This window comes from Winogradskyella endarachnes (genome assembly GCF_009741275.1).
Taxonomy (GTDB): domain Bacteria; phylum Bacteroidota; class Bacteroidia; order Flavobacteriales; family Flavobacteriaceae; genus Winogradskyella; species Winogradskyella endarachnes.
Genome location: NZ_WOWS01000001.1, coordinates 211,559 through 234,695, shown reverse-complemented (window position 1 = coordinate 234,695; position 23,137 = coordinate 211,559). Strand labels below are relative to the sequence as shown.

The following is a 23,137-nucleotide window of genomic DNA, read 5'->3' as shown; positions in this document are numbered from 1 at the left end:
TAGTATGTATTTGGTAGTTTTCAATTTCAATTAAAAATATTTAAAATATAAGTAACAATAACTATACCTTAGTGTTAATAATATCAAATTAAACGTATAAAAAAAGAAATTCTTACAAAAAAACGTTAAAACTTACCATTAAAGCTAATTCTTAAACGTCTGTTATATTCTTCAAATAACCAATCTTTATAATTTTGAGTACTATTCATTATACAGTAACAATATTGTTTTACTCTAAAGGCTATTTCATCTTGTAAATCTTTAATTAGCTCTCTTGCATCATAAATATCTTCACTATTATCTATACAAATTTGAGAATGTTGTGCAATAGAACGCTCAATTACTGTAAATGATTTTTTACCAGAGTTAATCACTTCTTTATATTCTGCTTTTACATCAAAATTTAAGTTAAATGATTTATTAAATTTTACTTTTAATGCATCTGGCATAGTGTAGACAAAATCGCGCTCTAACACTTCATCATCTACAATATTATCTAAATATAAATCTGGATTTTTAAAGATATGTTGCCAATCTACTGGTTGATTCCAAGGGCCAAAACGTGCTTCATTATTGCCTAAATCTATTACCTGAAAGGTATTTCTATCTTTATAAATTCTGCTACCACGACCAATCATTTGAAAATATAATGTTAGTGACCGTGTTGCTCTGTTTAAAATAATTGTTTCTACTGTAGGTTCATCAAATCCTGTAGTTAGTATACTTACTGAAGATAAAACAGCATCTGGTGTTTGTTTAAACCATTTTAAAATATCCTTACGTTCTTGTTTGTTCGCTGTATTATCTAGATGCCTTACATTATATCCCGCTTTTTTAAAGGTGTAGTATACTTCTTTAGAGGTGTAAATACCATTATTAAAAATTAAAGTCTTTTTACCTTTTGCCATCTCTTCATACGCAGAAAGTAATTTTGTTTGCATAAGACTATTGGTATATAATGCTTCTGAAGATTTTACTGTATAATCTCCATTAATTCCAATTTTTAGAGACGTTAGACCTACATCGTAATTAAAAACTTCTGCATTGGCTAAAAAACCGTTTTTTATTAAGGTAGAAATATCATCACCTACAATTAATTTATTGTAATTATCCTTCATCGGAAGCTTAATATTACTACTTAAGGGTGTTGCTGTTACACCTAGAATAAAGCAATCTTCAAAAAACTTAAACAATTTTCTAAAAGAATTATAATGTGCTTCATCAATAATAACTAATCCAATATTTTTTAATTTAAAATCATTATCAGACAAACGATTATTAAGGGTCTCGACCATTGCTACAAAACACTGATAGTCGTCTTGGTCTGGTAATGTTTTAACCTTACTATTAATAACCTTATTTTTTACATTAAAGCCAGATAAAACATTGGAGGTTTGTTTGCAAAGTTCTATTCTATGCGTAAGAATAACCACCTTCTTTTGGTGTTGCTTTATATAACGTCTTACAATTTCAGAAAAAATAACAGTTTTCCCTCCACCTGTTGGTAATTGGTATAAGAGGTTAAAATCATCAGACTCATTTTTCATCACATCAAAAATGCGATTAAGGTCTCTATTCTGGTAATCATACAGGCTTTTCTCGGTTGCTTTTTCTTGTAAGATTTCAGATTCTGATGACATAAATTGATTTTACCAATGAGTTAATTTTGCAAAAATAACACATTACAAAGGTTTTTTAATTGAATTGTTAACAAGATTTAACAAGATTGGTACTGTTGTTGTGAATGTTAAAGAATTAACATTTAAAATCTTATATTATGAAATCATTTAGAAGACATTCTGCAACGGTCAATGCAGGATCAATGGCAGACATTGCATTTTTACTACTAATTTTCTTTTTAGTTACCACAACTATTTCTGCAGACAAAGGTATTTTGAGGCAACTTCCCAGAGTTTGTGATTCTGGCGATTGTACAGATAATATTGCAGAACGAAATCTTATGCGCGTTTACGTTAACGCTCAGCAACAAATTATGATTGATGATGAGATTGTAGAATTATCCGAAATTAAGACAATTGTAACATCTTTTATAGATAATAATGGCTATTCTAATTGTAATTATTGTAAGGGCGAACAATTAAAAGCGTCATCTGATCATCCAAAAGAAGCTGTAATATCCTTAAGACATGATGCACTCACAAAATACGAACACTTTATTGCTGTGCAAGATGAAATTACAAAAGCTTATTATCAATTACGTTTACGTTATGCGAAAGAAGTGTTTAATAAAACACCAGAACAATTAACTAAAAAAGAATTAAAGCAAGTACAAGGTGCTTTTCCTTTTAAAGTGTCAGAAATAATGGTAAAACATACTAATTAATAATAGAATCCTTTATTGGTAAACAGTATTGGATTTTTATCTCTTTCTTGCCCCATTTTTTTGCTTTTTGAATATCGTTACCCATATAAATATCTATGCGCTTACGCCAACGACGGTTCATTTTATCTTTAACCGTATATAAACTATCAAATCCCTGAATCTTAACCTGCATGTTATGTACCAAACCAGAATCTAACAAATCTCTAGATACTGCAATATATCTTAAACCTGGTTTTAAACTATCTCCAAATGCCGTAATCGTAGGATGTGAACTTGTTTGGTATTCTAAAGAATTATATGCTGTTGCTGTTACCACAATTGTTTTATCAACACATTTTTTCTCTACTTCCCTATTACAGCTATATAACTGTAATAATAGAATGCTAATAATGATGTAATTATATTTCATCATTATAAATATAATAATAATTGTTAAAATATGTTAAATCATTACTTTGCAATACATAGTACTGTAACAAAATTATAAAATTAGCGTCTATCTAGTATAACCAATTAAAAACAAACATTATGAGAACTTTAAACAGCAACCAAATTAAAAGTAAAACAATAGAATCTAAAAGTTATTCTTGGAACAGCAAAAGGCGTTATAGATAACATTGTTATTAATTAATAAATCATGAAAGCACTATCAAAAATCATCAATACATCAAATAGTTTGGACGACGATTTAAAAACAGTTAAAGGTTAATTTAAAATTAATTTTAAAAAAAAGTCAGTTTCTTTAAAATAAGAAACTGACTTTTTAATTTATAAAATTAAAATTAATTTTTAATTATCTTTTTGGTAACCGTATTAGTACCTGAAGATAATTTAACAAAATAAACACCACTTTGGTAAGAAGAAACATTTATCTGATTCACAACATTAGAATCTAACTCTCCCTTAACTATTTCTTGACCTAAAGTATTAAATATTGAATAGTTTACCTCTGTATTTAAATTTGTTAATTCAACATTAATTATATCATTTATTGGATTTGGGTATACTGAAATTAAACTTTCCATATCAAATTGATTTACACTTAATGCATCTTCTACTTTAAACGTAACTGATTCCCCTGAACCAAAATCTCCACCAGTATTAATTAAAATACCATTTTCATCTGTTAAAGAATATGAACCATTTCCGTATGTACAACAAATTCCATCTCCATAAGCATCTGATATAGTAAATGTGTAACACTCATTTAAAGTTGGCAGTGTAATAATTTCCTGAGTCGTAGAATTTGCCGCATATCCACTTGTAGGACTACTACTCACTACTGTGCCAGAACTATCTGTTAAAGACCATGTTGTTTCATAACCATAATTATCTATTGTAATATCTACAGTTATGGTTGATGTGGTGTAAGATTCTGCAACATCAAAATTAAAAGCTGAGGTATCATTTGATGTATTCTCGTCAGATACTCCATTTGGGTTAGATATATTAACTACAAAAGTATGACTTCCTGAAGCTAAATTAGAATATGTTGGAGTAGCAACCACTAAGCTGGATCCACTCGCAATATTCCCTGTCCAATTTAAAACTGTACTTGTATCAGAATCTATGTAATATTCTACAGTTGCAGAAGTTAACGCTAAGTTACCTGGGTTAGATATTGTAACTTGTGGTGTAAAATCTTCTCCACATTGCAGGCTGTTATTTGTGCCTGTTCCTACTGTAGCATCGTTATCATAAGTTTGTAGTGCTGGATATTGCCCAATTGAAGTTACACCAGTATTTGCTGGGTCTAACCAATCTTTTAATCTGGTAGCGGAAGTAGTTCCATAATCCCAAGCCACACCAAAACGACCGTAAAAATCGTACTGACCATTATTAGATGTTCCGTTACAAGCTGCTGCACCACCAGAAAGCATTCCTATTAATTCTCCACTTTCATTAAATAAACCAGATCCAGAAGAGCCCTGTTCTGTTACGCCTAACTCCCACTCTGTAATATACCACATTTGAGTATTTGCATTACCATTAAAGTTTACTGTATTTCTTGTTGCGCCATCATCATCTCTACATGTTTTTTGAATATCTCCACTTGGATGGTGAATACCAAAGTTAACTACAGGTGTTTGAGTTGTTGAATTATTCCAGCCTGCCCATACAACATCTGGGTTATTATTAAAAAAACTTGTATCTGTAATTTCAACTAATTCCATATCAGATTGAGAACTATTTGCTCTTAACGTAGAACCACTTACAGTTTGGTCATAACTATTATTTGGACTACTTGCTGTTGTACTACAAGATGGTGTACCACTTCTCCAATTAAATCTAAATGCCCAACTACCTTCTCCACCACTACAGTGATTTGCTGTAATAAAATATGGAGTTCCATCGTTATTTGTGTTGTTCACTAATGTTCCAGAACAAAATCCAGAACCACCAGTAACTAACATACCTGCTGCTTTTTTTACATTTTCTTTTACCGTGTTTAAGCTATAAGGATCTGTAGTTGGTGAGATATCACAATCTACATCTTGATTACAATCACCAGAATCTCCTAAAGCTTTTTGATAAGATTTTGCTGTACGATAACCGTGTACTACTGATCCAACAACTATTGACGCTGTACCAGTTACATTAGCTGGTTGATAATACTCTACTATAGCTTCATTACCTTCTACCATCCATGTACCTAACACATTTTCTTCGTTATTATTATAGTGAGAAAAAGGTCTTAATAAATCTGTCTTATCACTATTATAAACGTATAATTTAGCGCCTTCAGGAATATTAAAAACATCAAACATAAAATTTAATGTTAATGCACCTTCTGAGGTGTAGGCCATTCTCCAGATACGGTCACCATTTTCTAGAGTGGTCCATTCACCTACACTATTAAAATTATGACCAACATATAATTGGTGTCCAAATCTCCAAGGAATAGATTTGTTTGTGTCGTTTACTTTATCTTCATCAATTAATGCTTGTAAATTAAAAGAAGGTAATTTAAATGCTCTAGGAGTACTTAAACTTTTATATTGCCAACTTGGTGGTTTAACATCTTCTGGTATTTGCTGGGCAAATGAAAAGATTGAAATAAATAAAAAGGGTAAAAGTAATTTAAATTTCATAAGGGATATTTTAATTAAGCGCTAAATTTAACCATTTATTAACCTATTCTTTAAAACCATCCATGGAAATAACAATTTCTACGATAATTTTATAAAAAAACTGAATAAATGCTTAGAAATATGCTGTTTTTGTTAGTTCATCAAAAGAACGTATAAATAATATATTATAAAATTAATTTATACGTAACAGAACTATGTATCTACTAAAATTGTATTTTAATCTACAAATTATCTTTAGTTAATAGACTAATAATTCTTTTAAAGCACTTTCAAACCTACCTTTTGCCAAATACTGTTCTTCTAATTGACCAATAAATGGTATTGGAGTTTCCATACTTGCCACGCGTTTAACAGGTGCATCTAAATACTCAAAACATTCTTCCATTAATAAGGCTGAAATATCACTTGCAATACCTCCAAATAATGAATCTTCTTGTAGAATAATTGCTCTTCCGGTTTTTTTAACAGAATTAATTATAGTGTCTTTATCTAAGGGCTGTAATGTTCTTAAGTCTATTAAATCTGCAGAAATATCTTTGTTAGTATTTAAAATATCTATAGCCCAGTGTACACCTGCGCCATAAGTTATAACAGAAACGTTTTCACCTTCTTTTAATATACTTGCTTTTCCAAATGGAAGTGTGTAATAATCCGTTGGTACATTTTGTTTTATACTTCTATACAAAGCTTTATGCTCAAAAAATAATACAGGGTTAGGATCATTAATTGCTGTTGCCAATAAGCCTTTGGCATCATATGGAAAAGCAGGGTAAACTACTTTTAAACCTGGAGTTTTAGTAAACCAAGCTTCATTAGTTTGCGAGTGAAATGGTCCTGCAGCCACACCTCCGCCACATGGCATTCTAACCACAACATCAGCTTGTTGTTGCCATCTATAATGAGATTTTGCCAGATAATTAACAACTGGATTAAAACCAGAAGTTACAAAATCTGCAAACTGCATTTCAACCACAGATTTCAGCCCTGTAATAGATAAACCCATCGCTGTTTCTACAATTGCAGATTCACAAATGGGTGTATTTCTTACACGTTCTTTACCAAACTCATCAAGAAATCCTTCCGTAATTTTAAATACACCTCCATATTCTGCTATATCTTGTCCCATTATAACAAGATTTTTATGTTTTTGCATAGATTGTCTTAAACCTTGAGAAATGGCGTCTATTAAACGCAATTCATGATTACTGCTATTTGGAATAATTTCCAAATAATCATAAGGCTTGTAAACATCATTTAACTCTGTAATTTCATTTGGTACAATTTCTGGTTCTGCATTGGCCATTTCTAATGCAGCTTCTATTTCTGCTTTTATTTCGTCAATATAGGCAGTATCTGTAGACGGATTTAATATCTTATTACTATATAAATAACTTCTAAAATTTTCTAAAGGATCTTTAGTTTTCCATTCTTCAATGAGCTCATTAGGAACATATTTAATACCACTTGCTTCTTCATGTCCTCTGCGTCTAAAAGTTTTAAACTCAATTAATATTGGTCTTGGGCGTTTTCTTATACTTTCGGCAAGTTTTTGAACCTTAGTATAGGTTTCAATAATATTATTTCCATCTAGTATAAATGATTCTATACCGTAGCCCTTACCTCTATCAGCTAAATTCTTACAATTATACTGTTCTCTTGTCGGTGTAGAAAGACCATAACCATTATTTTCTATACAGAATATTACTGGTAAATGCCATACCGAAGCAACATTTAATGCTTCATGAAAATCACCTTCGCTTGTACCACCTTCTCCTGTAAATACAGCAGTTACTCTTCCTGTGTTTTTTAATAAGTTACCTAAAGCAATACCATCTGCAACACCCAATTGTGGTCCTAGATGAGAAATCATTCCTACAATTTTATAGTCTTGTGTGCCAAAATGAAAAGAGCGATCTCTACCTTTAGTAAATCCGCTTGCTTTACCTTGCCATTGACAAAATAATCTATGTAATGGAATATCTCTAGTAGTAAATACACCTAAATTTCTGTGCATTGGTAAGATGTACTCATCAGCTTGTAAAGCCATAGTTACACCAACAGAAATTGCCTCTTGACCAATACCCGAAAACCATTTTGAAACTTTTCCTTGACGCAATAAAATGAGCATTTTCTCTTCTATTAATCGAGGCTTTAGCATCTTTTTATAGAGTTCTAATAAAGTTTCGTTATTTAGATTTCTTTTATCGTAGGCTATGTTACTTTTGGTGATTGTTGGCATAAATTGAGATTTCCGTAATAGACCAAATGTAATTAAAATTGATGCAATAATCCATATTAGCCCTTAAATTGTCAATAAATTCGACCTAATTTTTAAGACTATTATTGTTAACTTTGTATATTCACAAAATTTTTAAATTATAATCCAATGGATAGAATACCTAGCGTAGATTTGAAAGATTTCATTTCTGACGATCCAATACGTAAACAAAAATTTATTGATGACATAGGAAAAGCTTATGAAGACATAGGTTTTGTTGCCTTAAAAGGACATTTTTTAGACGATACTTTAGTTGATAATTTATATGATGAAGTTAAGAATTTTTTCAATTTACCATTAGAGGTAAAAGAAAGCTATGAAGTACCAGGAATTGGAGGACAACGTGGTTATGTTTCTTTCGGAAAAGAGAGTGCTAAAGGGAAAAAAGAAGGTGATTTAAAAGAATTTTGGCATTTTGGCCAATACGTTGAAGATGACGAAGCAAGACGTAAAGAATATCCTGAAAACGTTACAGTAAATGAATTAGCGCAATTTAATGAAGTAGGAAAACAAACCTACAAAATGTTAGAAAAAACAGCAAAATACGTTTTAAGAGCATTAGCGCTTTATCTAAATTTAGAAGAAACCTATTTTGATAATTTTATACATAACGGTAATTCTATTTTAAGACCTATACATTACCCTCCCATTACTGAAGAACCTAAAAATGCTGTTAGAGCTGCAGCGCACGGCGATATTAATTTAATCACCTTGTTAATGGGTGCGCAAGGAAGAGGTTTACAAGTACAACGCCATGACGGAGAATGGATTGATGCTATTGCAGAGCCAGATGAATTAATGATAAATGTTGGTGATATGCTATCTAGACATTCTAACAACAAACTGAAATCTACGATTCACAGAGTAATAAATCCGCCAAGAGAACTTTGGGGAACATCGCGTTATTCAATACCATTTTTTATGCATCCAATAAGTGAAATGAAATTAGATGTTTTAGATAGTTGTATTGATGAAGACCACCCTAAACAATTTGAAGATATTACCGCTGGGGAATTTTTAACAGAACGTTTAATAGAATTAGGACTTATTAAAAAATAAAATATAGTGTTCAGTGAGTAATTTTAGATTATAAAGCTTTCTTAACACAAAATTCTACTACTAAAAACTGTAAATAGAACCCATGGATTTAAAAGACCAATTAAAAAATCTTTTTCCTAATCATAAAGAAGATTCCGCAGAAGTTTCGGAAGATTCTAATAATGATTTATGGCTTCAAGACGCCCCAATTATTTGTAAGTACGAAAAACGAAAAGGTAAACCTATTACTATTCTAGAGGGTTATACTGGTGCTACAGAAGATTTTAAAAAACTTGCCAAAGAACTAAAAACTAAACTAAGTGTTGGCGGCAGTTTTAAGGATGATAAAATTATCATTCAAGGTGATTACAGAGATAAAATAATGACCATGTTAAAAGAAAAAGGGTTTAATGTAAAACGTGTTGGAGGCTAATTTTATGATAAAAAATGAATTGCATATTACCAATGGTAACGCACTTACCGATTATTTAAGAGAATTAGATTTTAAAGAAGATATACTAACATGGCAAGAGATTTTATGCGAAGGACCTACAATACCAAAAATAGATTCTGATGAGTTTTTTAAACTTCGTGCAGATTTTTTAAATACTACTTACGATATTGATGTTGATTTTAAAGAGCTTCAAAAAGAGTTATCCTTATTAGACAATACTGATAATTACTCAGAAATTAACCTATGGTTTGAATATGATTTGTTTTGTCACATTAATATGCTCGGTGTAATTAATTTATTACATCAAAAAGAAATTAAGAAACCAATATATCTTATTTGCAGTGGGCGTGTTAAAGGTGAAAAAAGTTTAAAAGCTTTAGGCGAATTAAATGCAGGGCAATTAAAATCTCATTATAAAAATAAAGTATTACTTACTAAAGACGATCTAGATTTTGCTATTGCCTTATGGCGAACCTATTGTGGAAAAGACCACAATATCTTTAAACCTTATATTGTTTCTAAGTCTAATTTTAAATACATGAGCAACTGTCTAAAAGCTCATTTAAAACGGTTTCCTGACCAAAAAAGTGGTTTGGGTGCTATGGAAGCCAATATTTTAAAAATACTAAATGAAAACGACATAAAATCGGTAGATCATTTGTTAGTATATTGTTTAAATTACCAAGGCTATTATGGTTATGGAGATTTACAATTAAAAAGAAAAATTGATAAATTAGCATTGTTTTATACAGTAACAAATGAAGGCGTTACACTTAATAGAAAAGGACATAAAGCCTTGTTAAAACAAAATAATTTTGCTGCAGAAGTAAATAATAGTATGGTTTATGGAGGTGTGAATAGATTAGATTATCAATTTAATGTAGATGAAAATAAACTAATTAAAACGATTGCTAATGTCCATTAAAAATTCAGAATTAATTTTAAATCCAGATGGTAGTGTATATCATTTAAATTTAAAACCAGAAAATATATCAGACACCATCATTTTTGTTGGTGACCAAGATCGTGTAGAAAAAATCACTAAACATTTTGATAGTGTAGAATTTAGTACTCAAAAAAGAGAATTTAAAACGCAAACCGGCTATTATCAAGATAAAAGAATATCGGTTATTTCAACGGGTATTGGACCAGACAATATTGATATTGTTTTAAATGAGCTAGATGCTTTAGTTAATATAGATTTAGAAACACGCCAACCAAAAAAAGAATTATCTAGTCTAAATATAATTAGAATCGGAACTTCTGGTTCTCTCCAAGCAGATATTCCTGTAGATGCTTTTGTGATGAGTACACATGGCTTAGATATTAATGGTATGCTACATTTCTATCAAATTGATGAAATTAGTAATCCAGAAGTAGAAGACGCATTTATAAAACATACCCATTGGGATAAAAATAAAGCAAGACCTATAATTATTAATAATAGTAAATACCTTGAAAAATATTTTGACGGCGTTAAAATGTTTAAAGGTATGACAGGTACAGCAGGAGGTTTCTATGGCCCACAAGGACGTGTACTGCGTTTACCGCTACAAGATGCTGGTCTAAATGAAAAATTAGATAATTTTAATTATAAAGATTACAGAATTACAAATTTTGAAATGGAAACTTCTGTAATCTATGGGTTATCAAAACTATTAGGTCATGAAGCACTTTCACTGAACGCCATCATAGCCAACAGAGCTAATGGAGACTTTAGTAAAGACCCAAAAAAAACCGTAGAAAAATTAATAAAATACGCCTTAGAGCGTATTGTTAATATATAAAAACATCTTTTTAAGAGAGAAAGAAAGCAACACGTTGAGCATAAGATGAAAAAAGTAAATATTGGTGGAGTACCAGAACATTTTAATTTAGCTTGGTATTTAACCTTAAAAAATGGCGAATATAAAGCTGAAAACATTAATCTTAGATGGCACGATTATCATGGCGGAACTGGTGCGATGTGCAAAGCATTACGTTCTGGTGAAATTGATATGGCTGTAATCTTAACCGAAGGCATTATAAAAGATGTTATTGATGGTAACCCTTCTAAGATTGTACAAACATTTGTAGAAACACCTTTAAATTGGGGAATTCACGTCGCAGCAGACTCTAAATTTAAAAGTTTAGAAGACATTAAAGGCACAAGAGCTGCAATAAGTAGATATGGTTCTGGTTCACACCTTATGGCTTATATTAATGCTAAAAATAATGATTGGGACTTAGAAAAAGACCTAAAATTTGAAGTTATTAGTAATTTAGATGGTGCCATAAGAGGACTTACAGAAGGTAAAGCCGACTATTTTATGTGGGAAAAATTTACAACCAAACCTATCGTAGATGATGGTATATTTAGAAGAATTGGTAATTGTCCGTCTCCTTGGCCATGTTTTGTTATTGCTGTAAGAGAAGACTTTATTGAAAACAATAATGACGAATTAAAAACAATCTTAAACATTATTAACCAAACCACAGCAGATTTTAAATCCATACCAAGCATAGACAAAACTATTGCTAATAGATATGAGCAAGAGTTAGAAGATGTACAAGAATGGCTCTCGTTAACCGAGTGGTCACAAACCATTTTGGATAAAAAAACAATTCAAAATGTTCAAGACCAATTGTTTAATTTAAATATAATTCCGAAAAAAGTAGACTACGATTTTCTTATTCATAACGTGGAATAAACGTTTTTAATAGGCTTTCTAATTCATTGTATTCCTATTGACAAACAAATAGTTTAACTCGATAATTTTCTTAGAATTCAAAAATTTTTCTATATTTGAAATAAGCCTAATCTTACAATCAATCTATAAATAACCTAATATGATAATAACAATAGCGATAGTTCTAGCTTCATTAGTTGTCTTGAATTTTTTGTTATTAATATTCAGTTGCAACAAAACATCAAAGAAGGTAGACAGAAGAGTACCTCCTTATTTAAAAGTAAAAAAAACAACTACTTTAAAGTCCAATCAATTAGATTCTGGCCAACTTGCACCAACTGGGAGTTAGTTTCACTAAAACATTTATTACCAAACCAATACCCTCTATTTGCACTTAATGGTGAGGGATGTCCGCTTTGTAACACAATATGTTTTAAGTTATCTATAAGCTTATTTTTTTTCTTAGCAAATCCGCCCCAAAGTAAAAAAATCACATTGCTTTTTTCATCATTAATTGTTTTAATTACGGCATCTGTAAATGTTTCCCATCCTTTTTTTTGATGACTACCAGCTTGGTGAGCTCTAACTGTAAGTGTGGCATTTAATAATAAAACGCCCTGTTTAGCCCATGGCATTAAGTTTCCACTTTTAGGGTAAGTAATTCCCAAATCATTTTTAAGTTCTTTAAAAATATTAACTAATGAAGGTGGATGCTTAACACCTTCATTTACAGAAAAACATAATCCGTTGGCCTGCCCAACATCATGGTAAGGGTCTTGACCAATAATAACCACCTTTACGTCATTAAAGGTACAATAGTTAAAGGCATTAAAAATTTGAGATTTAGGCGGAAAACACTCATAATTTTGATATTCATCTGAAACAAAATCCATTAAATCTTTAAAATAAGGTTTATTAAATTCTGGTTCAATGTGTTTTTTCCAGCTATTATCTATAGTTAAGTTCATGTAAGGTTCTAATTAATATTCAAAAATAAAAAAACATCTATAATTATTATTAGCTAAATAAAAGCACTGTACAGTATTAGGCATATAGTCACTTTTGCCCTAAATTTGTAATGCTTAAAAAAAGAAAAAAAATTACATGATAAACATTCATGAAAAAACATTAAAAGACCTTGAGTTTTTTACCGTTTTAGACCAAATTAGCGAACATACAATTACGGCTTTAGGGAAAGATGCTGTACAATCTATTTTACCTTTTAAGGAAGAAAAACAACTAAAATTAGAGCTAGCATATGTTAATGAATATTTATCATCTTTTGAAAATGAAAATAGAATTCCTAATCATGGATTTGAAACCATAACCAAAGAATTAAAATTACTAAATATAGAGAATACATACCTCGAGGTTTCTAGTTTACAGAAATTGGTAAGCATGTCTCTAACAGTAAACACTATTTTAAAATTTTTAAAGAAGTTTGAAGAATATTATCCCAAATTATACACCTACAGTCAACCCATAGAACTCAATACATCAATTATAGAACAAATTGATGCTGTTGTTGACCGATTTGGTGATATAAAGGATAATGCCTCTCCTCTACTTTCTACACTTCGAAAATCTATTAATCAACTCAAAGGCAAAATTAATAGTAGTTTTTCTTCGGCATTAAATACGTATCACAACTTAGATTATTTAGATGATATTAGAGAATCTGTTGTAGAAAATAAGCGTGTTCTTGCTGTAAAGGCCATGTATCGTAGAAAAGTACGTGGTGCCATAATGGGTGGAAGTAAAACCGGAAGCATCGTATACATTGAACCAGAAACCACTTTACAATATACCCGAGAACTCAACAATTTAGAATACGAGGAAAAAGAAGAAGTTATTAAAATTTTAAAAGAACTTACGGATTACATTCGAATGTTTTTACCGCTTCTTAAAGATTATCAAACCTTTTTAACGCAAATAGATTTAGTTTCTGCAAAAGCCAAATATGCACAAAGCATGAATGCTATTTTGCCAGAATTCTCAGATGAACGCAGTATGTATCTACGAGAAGCATACCATCCTCTCCTCTATTTAAACAATAAAGAAAAAGGCGAAAAAACATTTCCTCAGACGCTTGGACTAAAAAAAGACAGCAGAATTATTGTTATTTCTGGTCCAAATGCTGGTGGAAAAAGCATAACACTAAAAACCGTTGGTTTATTACAAACCATGTTACAAAGTGGTATGCTAATACCTGTGCATGAGCGCAGTAATGTTTGTTTATTTGATAGAATACTAAGTGATATAGGCGACAATCAATCTATAGAAAATCATCTAAGCACCTATAGCTATCGACTAAAACAGATGAATTATTTCTTAAAAAAGTGTAACAATAAAACATTGTTTTTAATAGATGAATTCGGTACAGGAAGTGACCCAGAATTAGGAGGCGCTTTAGCTGAAACATTCTTAGAAGTCTTTTACGAGCGTGAAGCTTTTGGGATTATAACCACGCACTATTCAAACTTAAAATTACTTGCAAATGAGTTGCCTCATATTGAAAATGCCAACATGCTTTTTAACGAGCGTACACTAGAACCTATGTACAAATTGGTGGTTGGGCAAGCCGGAAGCTCTTTCACTTTTGAAGTCGCACAAAAAAACGGAATTCCGTACAGCTTAATCAATAAATCTAAAAAGAAGATTGAACGCGGTAAAGTGAGGTTTGATGCTACTATTGCAAAGCTTCAGAAAGAACGTAGCAAATTAGAACGCACTGAACGTTCGCTAAAAGAAAACGAAAAAAAGAAAATCTCTGAAGCCGATAAGCTTGAAGAAATCAATGCTAAGGTTCAAAAGAAATTAGAGAATTTTCAAGAGTTATACGATTCTAACCAGCGTTTAATTTACTTAGGTCAAAAAGTTAATGATATTTCTGAAAAGTATTTTGAAGACAAAAAGAAGCGCGAATTAATGGCAGAATTATTTCGTTTGGTACAAATTGAAAATTCAAAACGAAAAAAACTATCTGCAAAACAAAAACGTGCCGAAAAGCATAAAGAACGTCAAGTAAAAGCTGAAGCAGAAAAAAAAGTTGAAGTTATCCGTAAAAAGAAAAAAGCTGCTAAAAAGAAGGAAATTAAAGTAGAAAAACCAAAACCAATTTTAAAAGTTGGTGACCGTGTACGTATGCAAGATGGAAGAGCCATTGGTAGCATAGATTCTATAGAAAAAGGGAAAGCTAATGTTAATTACGGCATGTTTACCACTAACGTTAGCTTAGATCAATTGGAATTGGTTGAGGCTAAAAAATAAAAAAAAACGATGGCAATAATGCCATCGCTTTTCAAGAATTGCTAGCAATATTAGTTACAATTCGCTGCAACATCTCTTACCTCGGTTACTGAATCAACAATATTATTTAAATACATGTTTCCTTTTATGGTAACCTCTACAAAATCTGAACCTATATTAGTAATTACACCTAAAAAATTTGAAATTTCGAGCTGTGTAGCAATTTCAAATCCAGACATAGACTCTGGGCCTTGGGTATGATTACCTGTTAATCTTAAGCGTTTTACATAAGGCACTTTTACGTTAGAATATGTTTGGTAAGCATCATAAACCAATGAAGCGCTACCTGCAGGTACTGTCACTATTCTATTTGAAAAGAAGGTATTTGTTTCTGAAACCGATTCTTCAGCTGAGACTGTAGATGATGAACTGGCTTCTGTTGAAACTTCCAATCCTGCCGATGCTTCAGCGGTTACAGAACCACCATTACCAAAGAAACTTGCTTCTGCAGTAGCACTAACTGTAACATCAACATTTGTAGTAACTCTAGAGCTTAAACCAATGGTTTCAGAAAATGCATTTGTATATGTAGTTGTTACTTCTTTTTCTATACCTACTTGTTGTTCTAAATTTCCAGAACCGCAATTTTTTAAAGTACTGTTAAAACCAAAAGAGGTCTCAACTGCAGGCAAAATTGGTTGTAAATATTCCGTGTCTAATTGGGTAACTTGCCAATCAATATCTAAAGAAATTATTCTAAAGTACTGAATGGTTCCACCGTCATTTGTGTCCCAATTAATATCTGAACCATTTGCTATCCGTCTTAATGGTTTATTGTCAAAGGCACCTCTTATAGTATATAATCCATTAGATTCCTTTTGAATTTTGAATTTTAAGTCTTCACCTAAAGAATTAGGATTCGTAGACGGAAAGGAATAAGCACCAGACTGTCTAAATGTTCTTGTTGATGACCCAACCCTTAAATAACGATTAGTTATAGCTGAATATATAGCAACTGTATTGTCCTCATTTTGATATTGATATATATAAAATTGTTCACTTGTTGTCCCATGACTAAAAGAAGATGATCGCTCTTCTAGCCTAAGACTTCCATCATCACTGCTTCCAGGTTTCCATACAATAGTATTTCCAAAGTTACCACTTGGATCAACCAACTGTAAATAATAGCGCATATCACCATTAAAATGTAAATTATTAGAAACTGCTTCTAAATTCGAAGCATCAACATCAAATTGGTTACCATTTTCTTCAAATGAAACTACACTATAAGTTTCAGATAAAATAACGTTATCTGATGGATTTAAAACCTCAATCTCAAGTCCCACACCATTTCTCAGTTCATCAACTGCACTTTCTGTTAAATCATCAATTGAGAGATTTAGTTGCGCTATGTTTGTAAATGGATCAACAACCAACTCTTGGTCATAATTACCTTGTGTTGCTGTAGTTGTAATATTAACTTTTACAGGATTATAACCTTTTTTAGCCAAGTCTCTTGTATTAATTAATAAGCCTAAGTCTCCTCCATAATTTTCTAAGTCGTCTTCAGCAATTCCGTTAACCTGCTCAATCTCTCCATCTCCTGGACCAGAACCATCATCCTCTTTACTACACCCAAATACAAGGAGTAATAAAGTACACATCGTAATACGTTTAAAAATTTTAATAGCTGTTTTCATAATACATAAATTTTTGCGAATTGTTTCTGAGTCAAAACTAGACGTCAAATCCACTAAAATCTAATTTTTGGCATGGACAAAGTATGGACAGAGGAATCGAAATTATATATATATACCATAAAACCTAAAAAATCCAAATAAACACAAATAACTGATTATCAATGTTTAATAAAGAGAATTAATATCTATTCATATAGACAATGCATAGACAAGGTATTAATTAAAATCATTGTGTAGATATTAAGGCTGTCCAAGCCACTTTAATTTTAACTAACTTCGTAACAGCTAATTATTAAATATTTGTGATATGTTTTTTCGGATTATTATTCTTTTCCTAGTTTGTTTTTCTTCATCAATATTTGCTCAACGACAAACAAAAATTGACAGTTTAGAGAAGGCGTTGTTAGAATCAAAAATGGACATAGATAGATTTCACATCCTTAATCATCTATGGAGTGAACATATTAATAACAATATTGAAAAATCCTTAACTCTCTCTAAGGATATGATAAACCTAGGTAAAGCACTTAAAATTGATACTATTATTGGATTTGGTTTAGAACACAAAGCTGTAACCTATTCTTATATGAATAAGTTCGACAGTTCTAAAGTAAACTTTAACAAAGCATTGAAGATTTATGCACAACGTAATGACAACAACAAAATAGCAGGAATTGAACGCAATATTGGACAAGATTATAACATGATTGGAAAATTAGATAGCGCATACCATTATTATGATAAAGCAGAAAAAAATTACTCTAAAGCTAATAACATGGTTGGCATTGCAGATATATACAATTCGAAATCTATTGTTTTCTTAATGAAAGGCTACTACAACTTAGCATTAGAAAAGGCATTAAAGGCTGAAAGTATATATTCTACTAAAAATTTGTTTATGGACTTAAACCAAAACAGATTGGTTATTGCGAGTGTATATGGCGAAATGAAGGATACAATAAATGCAATTGACTATCATAAAAAAATATTGAAATACTTTAAAAAAGAGAACCAAAAAAGACAATACGCTAGTACATTAAATTTAATTCTAAGTCTACAAATACCCAACAAAGAGAAAAATGAAGAAAACGGTAAGTTTATAAATGAGTTATCAGAGATTAGTAACTCTATTAAAGACCAAAGTCTTATTGATGATGCCTTAGAAAGAAAAGCACAATTTCTAATAGCAAATGATAAAATTGACGAGGCAAAAACAATATACCAATCGATGCTAAGTAAACCAACTATTATAAATGATAGTTACTCACTAGCATATTTAAACATGCATCTTGGTGAATGTTTATTATTACTTAACGACCACAATAATGCCATAAAGTATCTAAACACATCTATAACAGAAGCAAATAAAAATAACCTTGACGCAATTAAATCAAAAATTCACAAACTATTATCAAATACGTATCAAGCTACTAAAGAATTTGAAAGTAGTTTAAAACATTATAAAATTTATAAAAATTTGGAAGATGACATTTCTAATACTGACATAAATAATCGGTTTTCTGAATTGCAAACCATTCACGAAACCGAAAAAAAAGAAGCAGAAATAGCCTTGCAACAAGAAGAAATAAAAAACTTAAACATAAAAGCTATAAATGACAATTTAACTAAAACACTCTACGGAATTGGTATGTTCTCGTTACTTGCTATTGTAGGCCTACTCTTCTTCGGTTTTAAGCAACGTATGAAGAAAAATAGAATAGAACGCGAAAAACAAGAAGAAATTTACAAGCAGGAAATCGCCTTTAAAAAGAAAGAATTAGCGTCACAAACTCTTCACCTAGTTCAAAAAAGTTCATTCATTCAAGAGCTAAAAGAGAATTTAGAAAAAATAAAAAACTCCCCAGAATTGTTTAAAGTGGAATTCCGGAGACTTGTAATGCTTCTCAAAAAAGAGAGTGCTGAAGATAAAGATTGGGAAGTATTTAAAAGTTATTTTTCTGAAGTACATAATGACTTCGACAATAAAATAAAAACTATTGCAGAGGACATCTCTGAAAAAGAGATTCGTTTAGCATCTTTTCTACGTATGAATTTAACAACCAAAGAAATTGCTTCAATGCTTAATGTTTTACCAGACAGTGTCCTAAAATCAAAATACCGATTAAAGAAGAAGTTAGCCTTAAACAAAGACGTGGATTTAACTGAATTTTTAAATACATTATAGGTATTAGCTTTATCTTTACACTATGATATCTCAGATTCCAAATAACAAACAACTCATACTTTTTGATGGTGTTTGCAACCTTTGCAACAGTAGTGTTTTGTATGTTATTAAGCGAGATTCTAATAACAAATTCTTGTTTGCGCCTTTAGAGAGTAAAATAGGTACTGAAATTATTAAGAAATTTAATATTGATACTGAGAAAACAGATTCAATCTTATTGTATAATGCTGAAAAAGATAAATTAACATACAAATCTACTGCTGCATTGTTAATTGCTAGCCATTTAGGTTTACCGACTAATTTATTATCGGTTTTCTTAATTGTCCCTGCTTTTTTTAGAAATTGGGTTTACAATTATATTGCCAAAAACCGTTACAAATGGTATGGTAAAAAAGAATCTTGCATGATTCCAACAGCAGAATTAAAATCTAAATTTATAGATTAATTAAGTTTCACTTTAACACAAAAAAAAAGCCCCATCACAACCAAATGAAGGGCTTAATTTTAATTAACAACTTACTTAAAATTAAATTGAATTTTACAAAAAATGTATTCAATTCTAATTATCTTGAGGGAAAATATTGAATTGTATCATAGCACAAATTTTGCTAATACAAAATTAGTTGCAGCGTAAAGGAATTTCTAATAAACTCGTTGTAAGCCTAATTAATTTTGATTAATAAAAAAAAACTGCAAATATTTACCATTAAAAACACAGAAGTAGTACTTGCCTTACTCAATGATAAGGTACTTTTACTCACGCTAAGTTTCAGTTTACTCATAACCCTTTTCTTTAAATGATGTAACACAATAATTTTGAGTATAACTAAATATTCAAGATTATGAAACTCCTACCTAAATTATTAAAATGGCAACTATTATGCTTATTTGTATTATGTACTAAAGTTAATTATGCTTTTCAACAACCTTCAAAAATTAAAACGGTTACTGTTTATTTAGATGGTGCAGAAATACAGAGAGAAGCCACGGTAAAATTAAACTCAGGTAAATCTATAATTACACTTCATAATTTATCGCCTTATATAGAGGAAAGCAGTATTCAAGTTTCAGGTTTAGAAAACGCCTCTATACTATCTATAAATTTTGGAATAAATTATTTAACCAAACAAAAACAAAGCGATTCTATTGTTTCATTACAAAATGAACTAAAACGTCTTAATGAGAACATTCAATATCAAAACAATCTCATTTCTGGTTACAATGAAGAATTAAGCTTAATTCAAAATAATAAAAAACTGGGCAATGCTAATGAAGTGGTAAGCTTAGAAAAATTAAAAACCTTTGCCACTTATTATAGAACGCGCATTACAGAATTAAAAACAGACATTAACACTTCAAATTCTAAAATTGATGACTTTAAACAATCACAAACAAAAATTCAACAACAATTAGCCGAATTTAATGTTGAAGAAAAGACACAAACAGGCGAAATAAAATTAAAACTAAACAGTGAAGTTACCGCAGCTTTAAACTTAAAAATAAAGTATAATATAAAGAATGCTGGTTGGTTTCCTATTTACGATTTAAAAGCAGAGAAAATAAACCAACCTATTAATCTTGAATATAAAGCACATGTGTACCAAAGTTCTGGTTGCGATTGGGAAAACGTAAACCTTGTACTCTCAACAAGTGACCCAAATACCAATAACGAAAGACCAAACGTAAATCCTAAATATTTAAATTTTATCAGTCCTTATAGTAATTACAACTCTAAACGTGCCACTAAGAGTTATAATTATAAGTATAATCCGTTAGTAAAAACGGTTACTGGTATTGTTACTTCAGCATCAGATGGTTTACCTTTACCTGGAGTTTCTGTCATTGAAAAAGGAACATCTCATGGAGTACAAACCGATTTTGATGGTAAATACACTCTAAAAACAACATCTGGAAACTCTTTAGTATACTCTTATGTTGGCATGATTTCAGAAGAGTTACCAATTCACTCTAGTATTATGAATGTAACTTTAACGGAAGATAGTAGTCAGCTTGATGAAGTAATTATAGTTGGTTATGGCACAGCAAAAAAAGAAAATTTTACAAGTGCTCAATATGGAAATAAAGTACAGCAAATGATGGATGAAGAGTTTGATGATGACCCATACATTAAACCTGTGAATTATACAGCAACGGGAAATATTATAGAAGAAGGTATCACCAACACCAACTTCAAAATTGATAAAAAGCATAGTATTCCATCAGATGGTGATATTACAGTTATTGAAATAGATAAATATAGTGTACCTGCTACTTATAACTATTTTGCTGCACCTATTTTAAATGAAAATGTATTCTTAACAGCTAAAATTGGTAATTGGGAACAATACAACTTATTGCCAGCAGAAGCTAACGTATATTTTGAAGGAAGCTATTCTGGTAAAACTAATATTAATCCTTCAGCAACTACAGATAGTTTAACTGTTTCACTTGGTGTAGACCCAAATATTGTAGTAAAACGCACACAGTTAAACGATTATAAAAAAACCACATTTATAGGCAACAATAAAGTGGTACAAAAGGCCTATGAAATTGAAATAAAAAACAATAAAAATTCTAATGTACAGTTAACTCTTTTAGACAGAATCCCTAAAAGCCAGAATAAATCTATTAAGATTGATGATGTAGAAACAGGTACTGCTAACTATAATGATGACAAAGGAATTTTAAAATGGATATTAAACTTACAAACAGGTGAAACTAAAACTTTAAAACATGCTTACTCTGTAAGATTTCCCAAAGGAAAACATGTGAATTTGTAAGTAAATACAAGTCTCAAAACAAAATAGTTTCAATTAGAGCCTAGCTTCCGTTAGTTAGGAATGAATCTAATTCTTATAAGAAAAAATAGTCTAATTTTTTATAAGTGTCTTTAAAACGATAGACTAACTATTTTTGGTTTTGAGGCTTTTTTAAATTGACTTAAACAAGCGTGTTAAAGCCTTTAACATATTTTGCTCCGTAATATCAAAGTCGTCATCTGCAAAAAACAAAACTCTAATATCTTCTAGAAGTATATCTACATCTTCTTTACCATAAAGATGCTGCTCTAAACTTGTGGTAATTTTTTTAAGACCTTGATAGTCGTTATCTCTATCAAATTCTTCATGAATTTCTTGAAAAGTTTCCTTATCTACTTTAGAGATAATTAATTCTCGTTCTTTTTCAGATTCTTTAAAATCAGCATTTGCAGCAAATAATAAGACGTATGCTACAAGTTCATCTTTAGTCCAATCTATTGTTTTCATGTTAATTTTCCACTAACGTGGCATTTTTTATTCGGTTAAGCTTCCATATTCTGTCCATGATCCATCATAGACTATTAAATCTTTATAATTACAGAGGGTTGCCGCCAAAGCAACAACACAAGCTGTAATACCAGAACCACAACTAAAAAGCATCGTTCTATTTTTCGTCTCTAACTTACTAAATATTTCTGATAACTGACCAATAGGTTTTAAAGTATTTCCATTTATCAAATCTGTGAATGGTAAATTCTTAGAATTGGGAATAGTTCCTCGCCTTAAACCTTCTCTAGGTTCATCTACCAAACACTTAAATCTAGCCTCTGACCTCGCATCTATAATTAAAACATTTGAGTCTTTAATAAATTGATTTATACCATCAAAATCGGTCATTAATTCTAGATTAAATTCAACAGTAATGTTACCTATTTGATACGTATCTTCAACATAAGGTTGAATAGGAAAATTTTTTAATGTCCACTCTGGTAATCCGCCATCTAAAACAGCAACATTATTAAACCCAAACACCTTAAACAACCACCAAACTCTAGCACTAGAATAAATACCTTTATCATCATAAACCACAAGGCAAGAATCATTGTTTATTCCTAGATTTCTAGCTTCATTTTGAAATTGTTCTTTAGATGGTAACGTACTTGGATAAGGTGCAGAAACATCACTAAACTTGTTCTTAATATCAAAAAAACGTGCTTTTAAAATCCGTTTAGATTCAGAGTCTATGACTTTATTAATGGTGGCATCTAATACTATTAAATTTGAAGCGTCCTTATGTTCATTCAGCCAATCTACTGATACTAATGGTGAGTTATGTTTTAAAATTTTCATAAATAAAATACATTATTTA

General features: G+C 30.6%; 18 protein-coding genes. 10 read left to right on the top strand and 8 right to left on the bottom strand.

Annotated features, from left to right (window positions below; genetic code table 11):
* Positions 1–125: 125 nt before the first annotated feature.
* Entirely contained in the window at positions 126–1,640 is a 1,515-nt protein-coding gene (locus tag GN138_RS01100) for a DEAD/DEAH box helicase (RefSeq protein WP_157361474.1), read from the bottom strand.
* Between the two features lie 137 nt (positions 1,641–1,777).
* On the opposite strand from GN138_RS01100, the gene GN138_RS01095 reads away from it, so the two are divergent.
* Complete coding sequence (locus GN138_RS01095) at positions 1,778–2,344, top strand: ExbD/TolR family protein (protein ID WP_157361473.1); 567 nt, start codon at positions 1,778–1,780, stop codon at positions 2,342–2,344.
* Here GN138_RS01095 and GN138_RS01090 read toward each other — a convergent pair.
* The 3 genes from GN138_RS01090 to GN138_RS01080 all read right to left on the bottom strand — a co-directional run bounded on the left by GN138_RS01090 (position 2,337) and on the right by GN138_RS01080 (position 7,675).
* Positions 2,337–2,756 (bottom strand): 3D domain-containing protein, encoded by a 420-nt coding sequence (locus tag GN138_RS01090; RefSeq protein WP_317162690.1) that lies wholly within the window; start codon positions 2,754–2,756, stop codon positions 2,337–2,339. The genes GN138_RS01095 and GN138_RS01090 overlap by 8 nt on opposite strands.
* Positions 2,757–3,126: 370 nt before the next feature.
* On the bottom strand, positions 3,127–5,436 hold the full coding sequence (locus GN138_RS01085) for a T9SS type A sorting domain-containing protein (protein ID WP_157361472.1): 2,310 nt from the start codon (positions 5,434–5,436) through the stop codon (positions 3,127–3,129).
* Positions 5,437–5,674: 238 nt separating this feature from the next.
* Positions 5,675–7,675, bottom strand: a complete 2,001-nt coding sequence (locus GN138_RS01080; protein ID WP_157361471.1) for an alpha-ketoacid dehydrogenase subunit alpha/beta — start codon at positions 7,673–7,675, stop codon at positions 5,675–5,677.
* Positions 7,676–7,822: 147 nt separating this feature from the next.
* Between GN138_RS01080 and GN138_RS01075 the strand changes: the two genes are divergently transcribed.
* The 5 genes from GN138_RS01075 (at position 7,823) to GN138_RS01055 (ending at position 11,896) form a co-directional block, all read left to right on the top strand.
* Complete coding sequence (locus GN138_RS01075) at positions 7,823–8,773, top strand: isopenicillin N synthase family dioxygenase (RefSeq protein ID WP_157361470.1); 951 nt, start codon at positions 7,823–7,825, stop codon at positions 8,771–8,773.
* 82 nt (positions 8,774–8,855) lie between these two features.
* Positions 8,856–9,185, top strand: coding sequence for a translation initiation factor (locus GN138_RS01070; protein ID WP_157361469.1), 330 nt, complete (start codon positions 8,856–8,858; stop codon positions 9,183–9,185).
* 4 nt (positions 9,186–9,189) lie between these two features.
* The gene (locus GN138_RS01065; protein ID WP_157361468.1) at positions 9,190–10,131 is read left to right on the top strand and encodes a DUF1835 domain-containing protein; all 942 of its coding nucleotides are present in this window, start codon (positions 9,190–9,192) and stop codon (positions 10,129–10,131) included.
* A complete protein-coding gene (locus tag GN138_RS01060) occupies positions 10,121–10,993 on the top strand; it encodes a nucleoside phosphorylase (RefSeq protein ID WP_157361467.1) in 873 nt (290 codons plus the stop codon). The genes GN138_RS01065 and GN138_RS01060 overlap by 11 nt, the downstream gene beginning before the upstream one ends.
* Positions 10,994–11,038: 45 nt before the next feature.
* Positions 11,039–11,896 carry a substrate-binding domain-containing protein gene (locus GN138_RS01055; protein ID WP_157361466.1) on the top strand — a complete coding sequence of 286 codons (858 nt, stop codon included), beginning with the start codon at positions 11,039–11,041 and terminating at the stop codon, positions 11,894–11,896.
* A gap of 272 nt (positions 11,897–12,168) precedes the next feature.
* Here GN138_RS01055 and GN138_RS01050 read toward each other — a convergent pair whose 3' ends face one another.
* Positions 12,169–12,843 (bottom strand): uracil-DNA glycosylase, encoded by a 675-nt coding sequence (locus tag GN138_RS01050; protein ID WP_157361465.1) that lies wholly within the window; start codon positions 12,841–12,843, stop codon positions 12,169–12,171.
* A gap of 136 nt (positions 12,844–12,979) precedes the next feature.
* On the opposite strand from GN138_RS01050, the gene GN138_RS01045 reads away from it, so the two are divergent.
* Positions 12,980–15,145 (top strand): endonuclease MutS2, encoded by a 2,166-nt coding sequence (locus tag GN138_RS01045; RefSeq protein ID WP_157361464.1) that lies wholly within the window; start codon positions 12,980–12,982, stop codon positions 15,143–15,145.
* 50 nt (positions 15,146–15,195) lie between these two features.
* Here the strand turns inward: GN138_RS01045 and GN138_RS01040 are convergent, their stop codons facing one another.
* A complete protein-coding gene (locus GN138_RS01040; protein WP_157361463.1) occupies positions 15,196–16,824 on the bottom strand; it encodes a hypothetical protein in 1,629 nt (542 codons plus the stop codon).
* A 415-nt stretch (positions 16,825–17,239) separates the two neighbouring features.
* On the opposite strand from GN138_RS01040, the gene GN138_RS01035 reads away from it, so the two are divergent.
* From GN138_RS01035 to GN138_RS01025, 3 genes are all read left to right on the top strand, one after another.
* Positions 17,240–19,009 (top strand): hypothetical protein, encoded by a 1,770-nt coding sequence (locus GN138_RS01035; protein ID WP_157361462.1) that lies wholly within the window; start codon positions 17,240–17,242, stop codon positions 19,007–19,009.
* A gap of 22 nt (positions 19,010–19,031) precedes the next feature.
* Entirely contained in the window at positions 19,032–19,454 is a 423-nt protein-coding gene (locus GN138_RS01030; protein ID WP_157361461.1) for a thiol-disulfide oxidoreductase DCC family protein, read from the top strand.
* Positions 19,455–19,851: 397 nt separating this feature from the next.
* The gene (locus GN138_RS01025; protein WP_157361460.1) at positions 19,852–21,789 is read left to right on the top strand and encodes a mucoidy inhibitor MuiA family protein; all 1,938 of its coding nucleotides are present in this window, start codon (positions 19,852–19,854) and stop codon (positions 21,787–21,789) included.
* Between the two features lie 150 nt (positions 21,790–21,939).
* Here the strand turns inward: GN138_RS01025 and GN138_RS01020 are convergent, their stop codons facing one another.
* Together GN138_RS01020 and GN138_RS01015 are read right to left on the bottom strand one after the other, a co-directional pair.
* Positions 21,940–22,275 carry a hypothetical protein gene (locus GN138_RS01020; RefSeq protein ID WP_157361459.1) on the bottom strand — a complete coding sequence of 112 codons (336 nt, stop codon included), beginning with the start codon at positions 22,273–22,275 and terminating at the stop codon, positions 21,940–21,942.
* Between the two features lie 27 nt (positions 22,276–22,302).
* On the bottom strand, positions 22,303–23,118 hold the full coding sequence (locus tag GN138_RS01015; protein WP_157361458.1) for a sulfurtransferase: 816 nt from the start codon (positions 23,116–23,118) through the stop codon (positions 22,303–22,305).
* Positions 23,119–23,137: the final 19 nt, after the last annotated feature.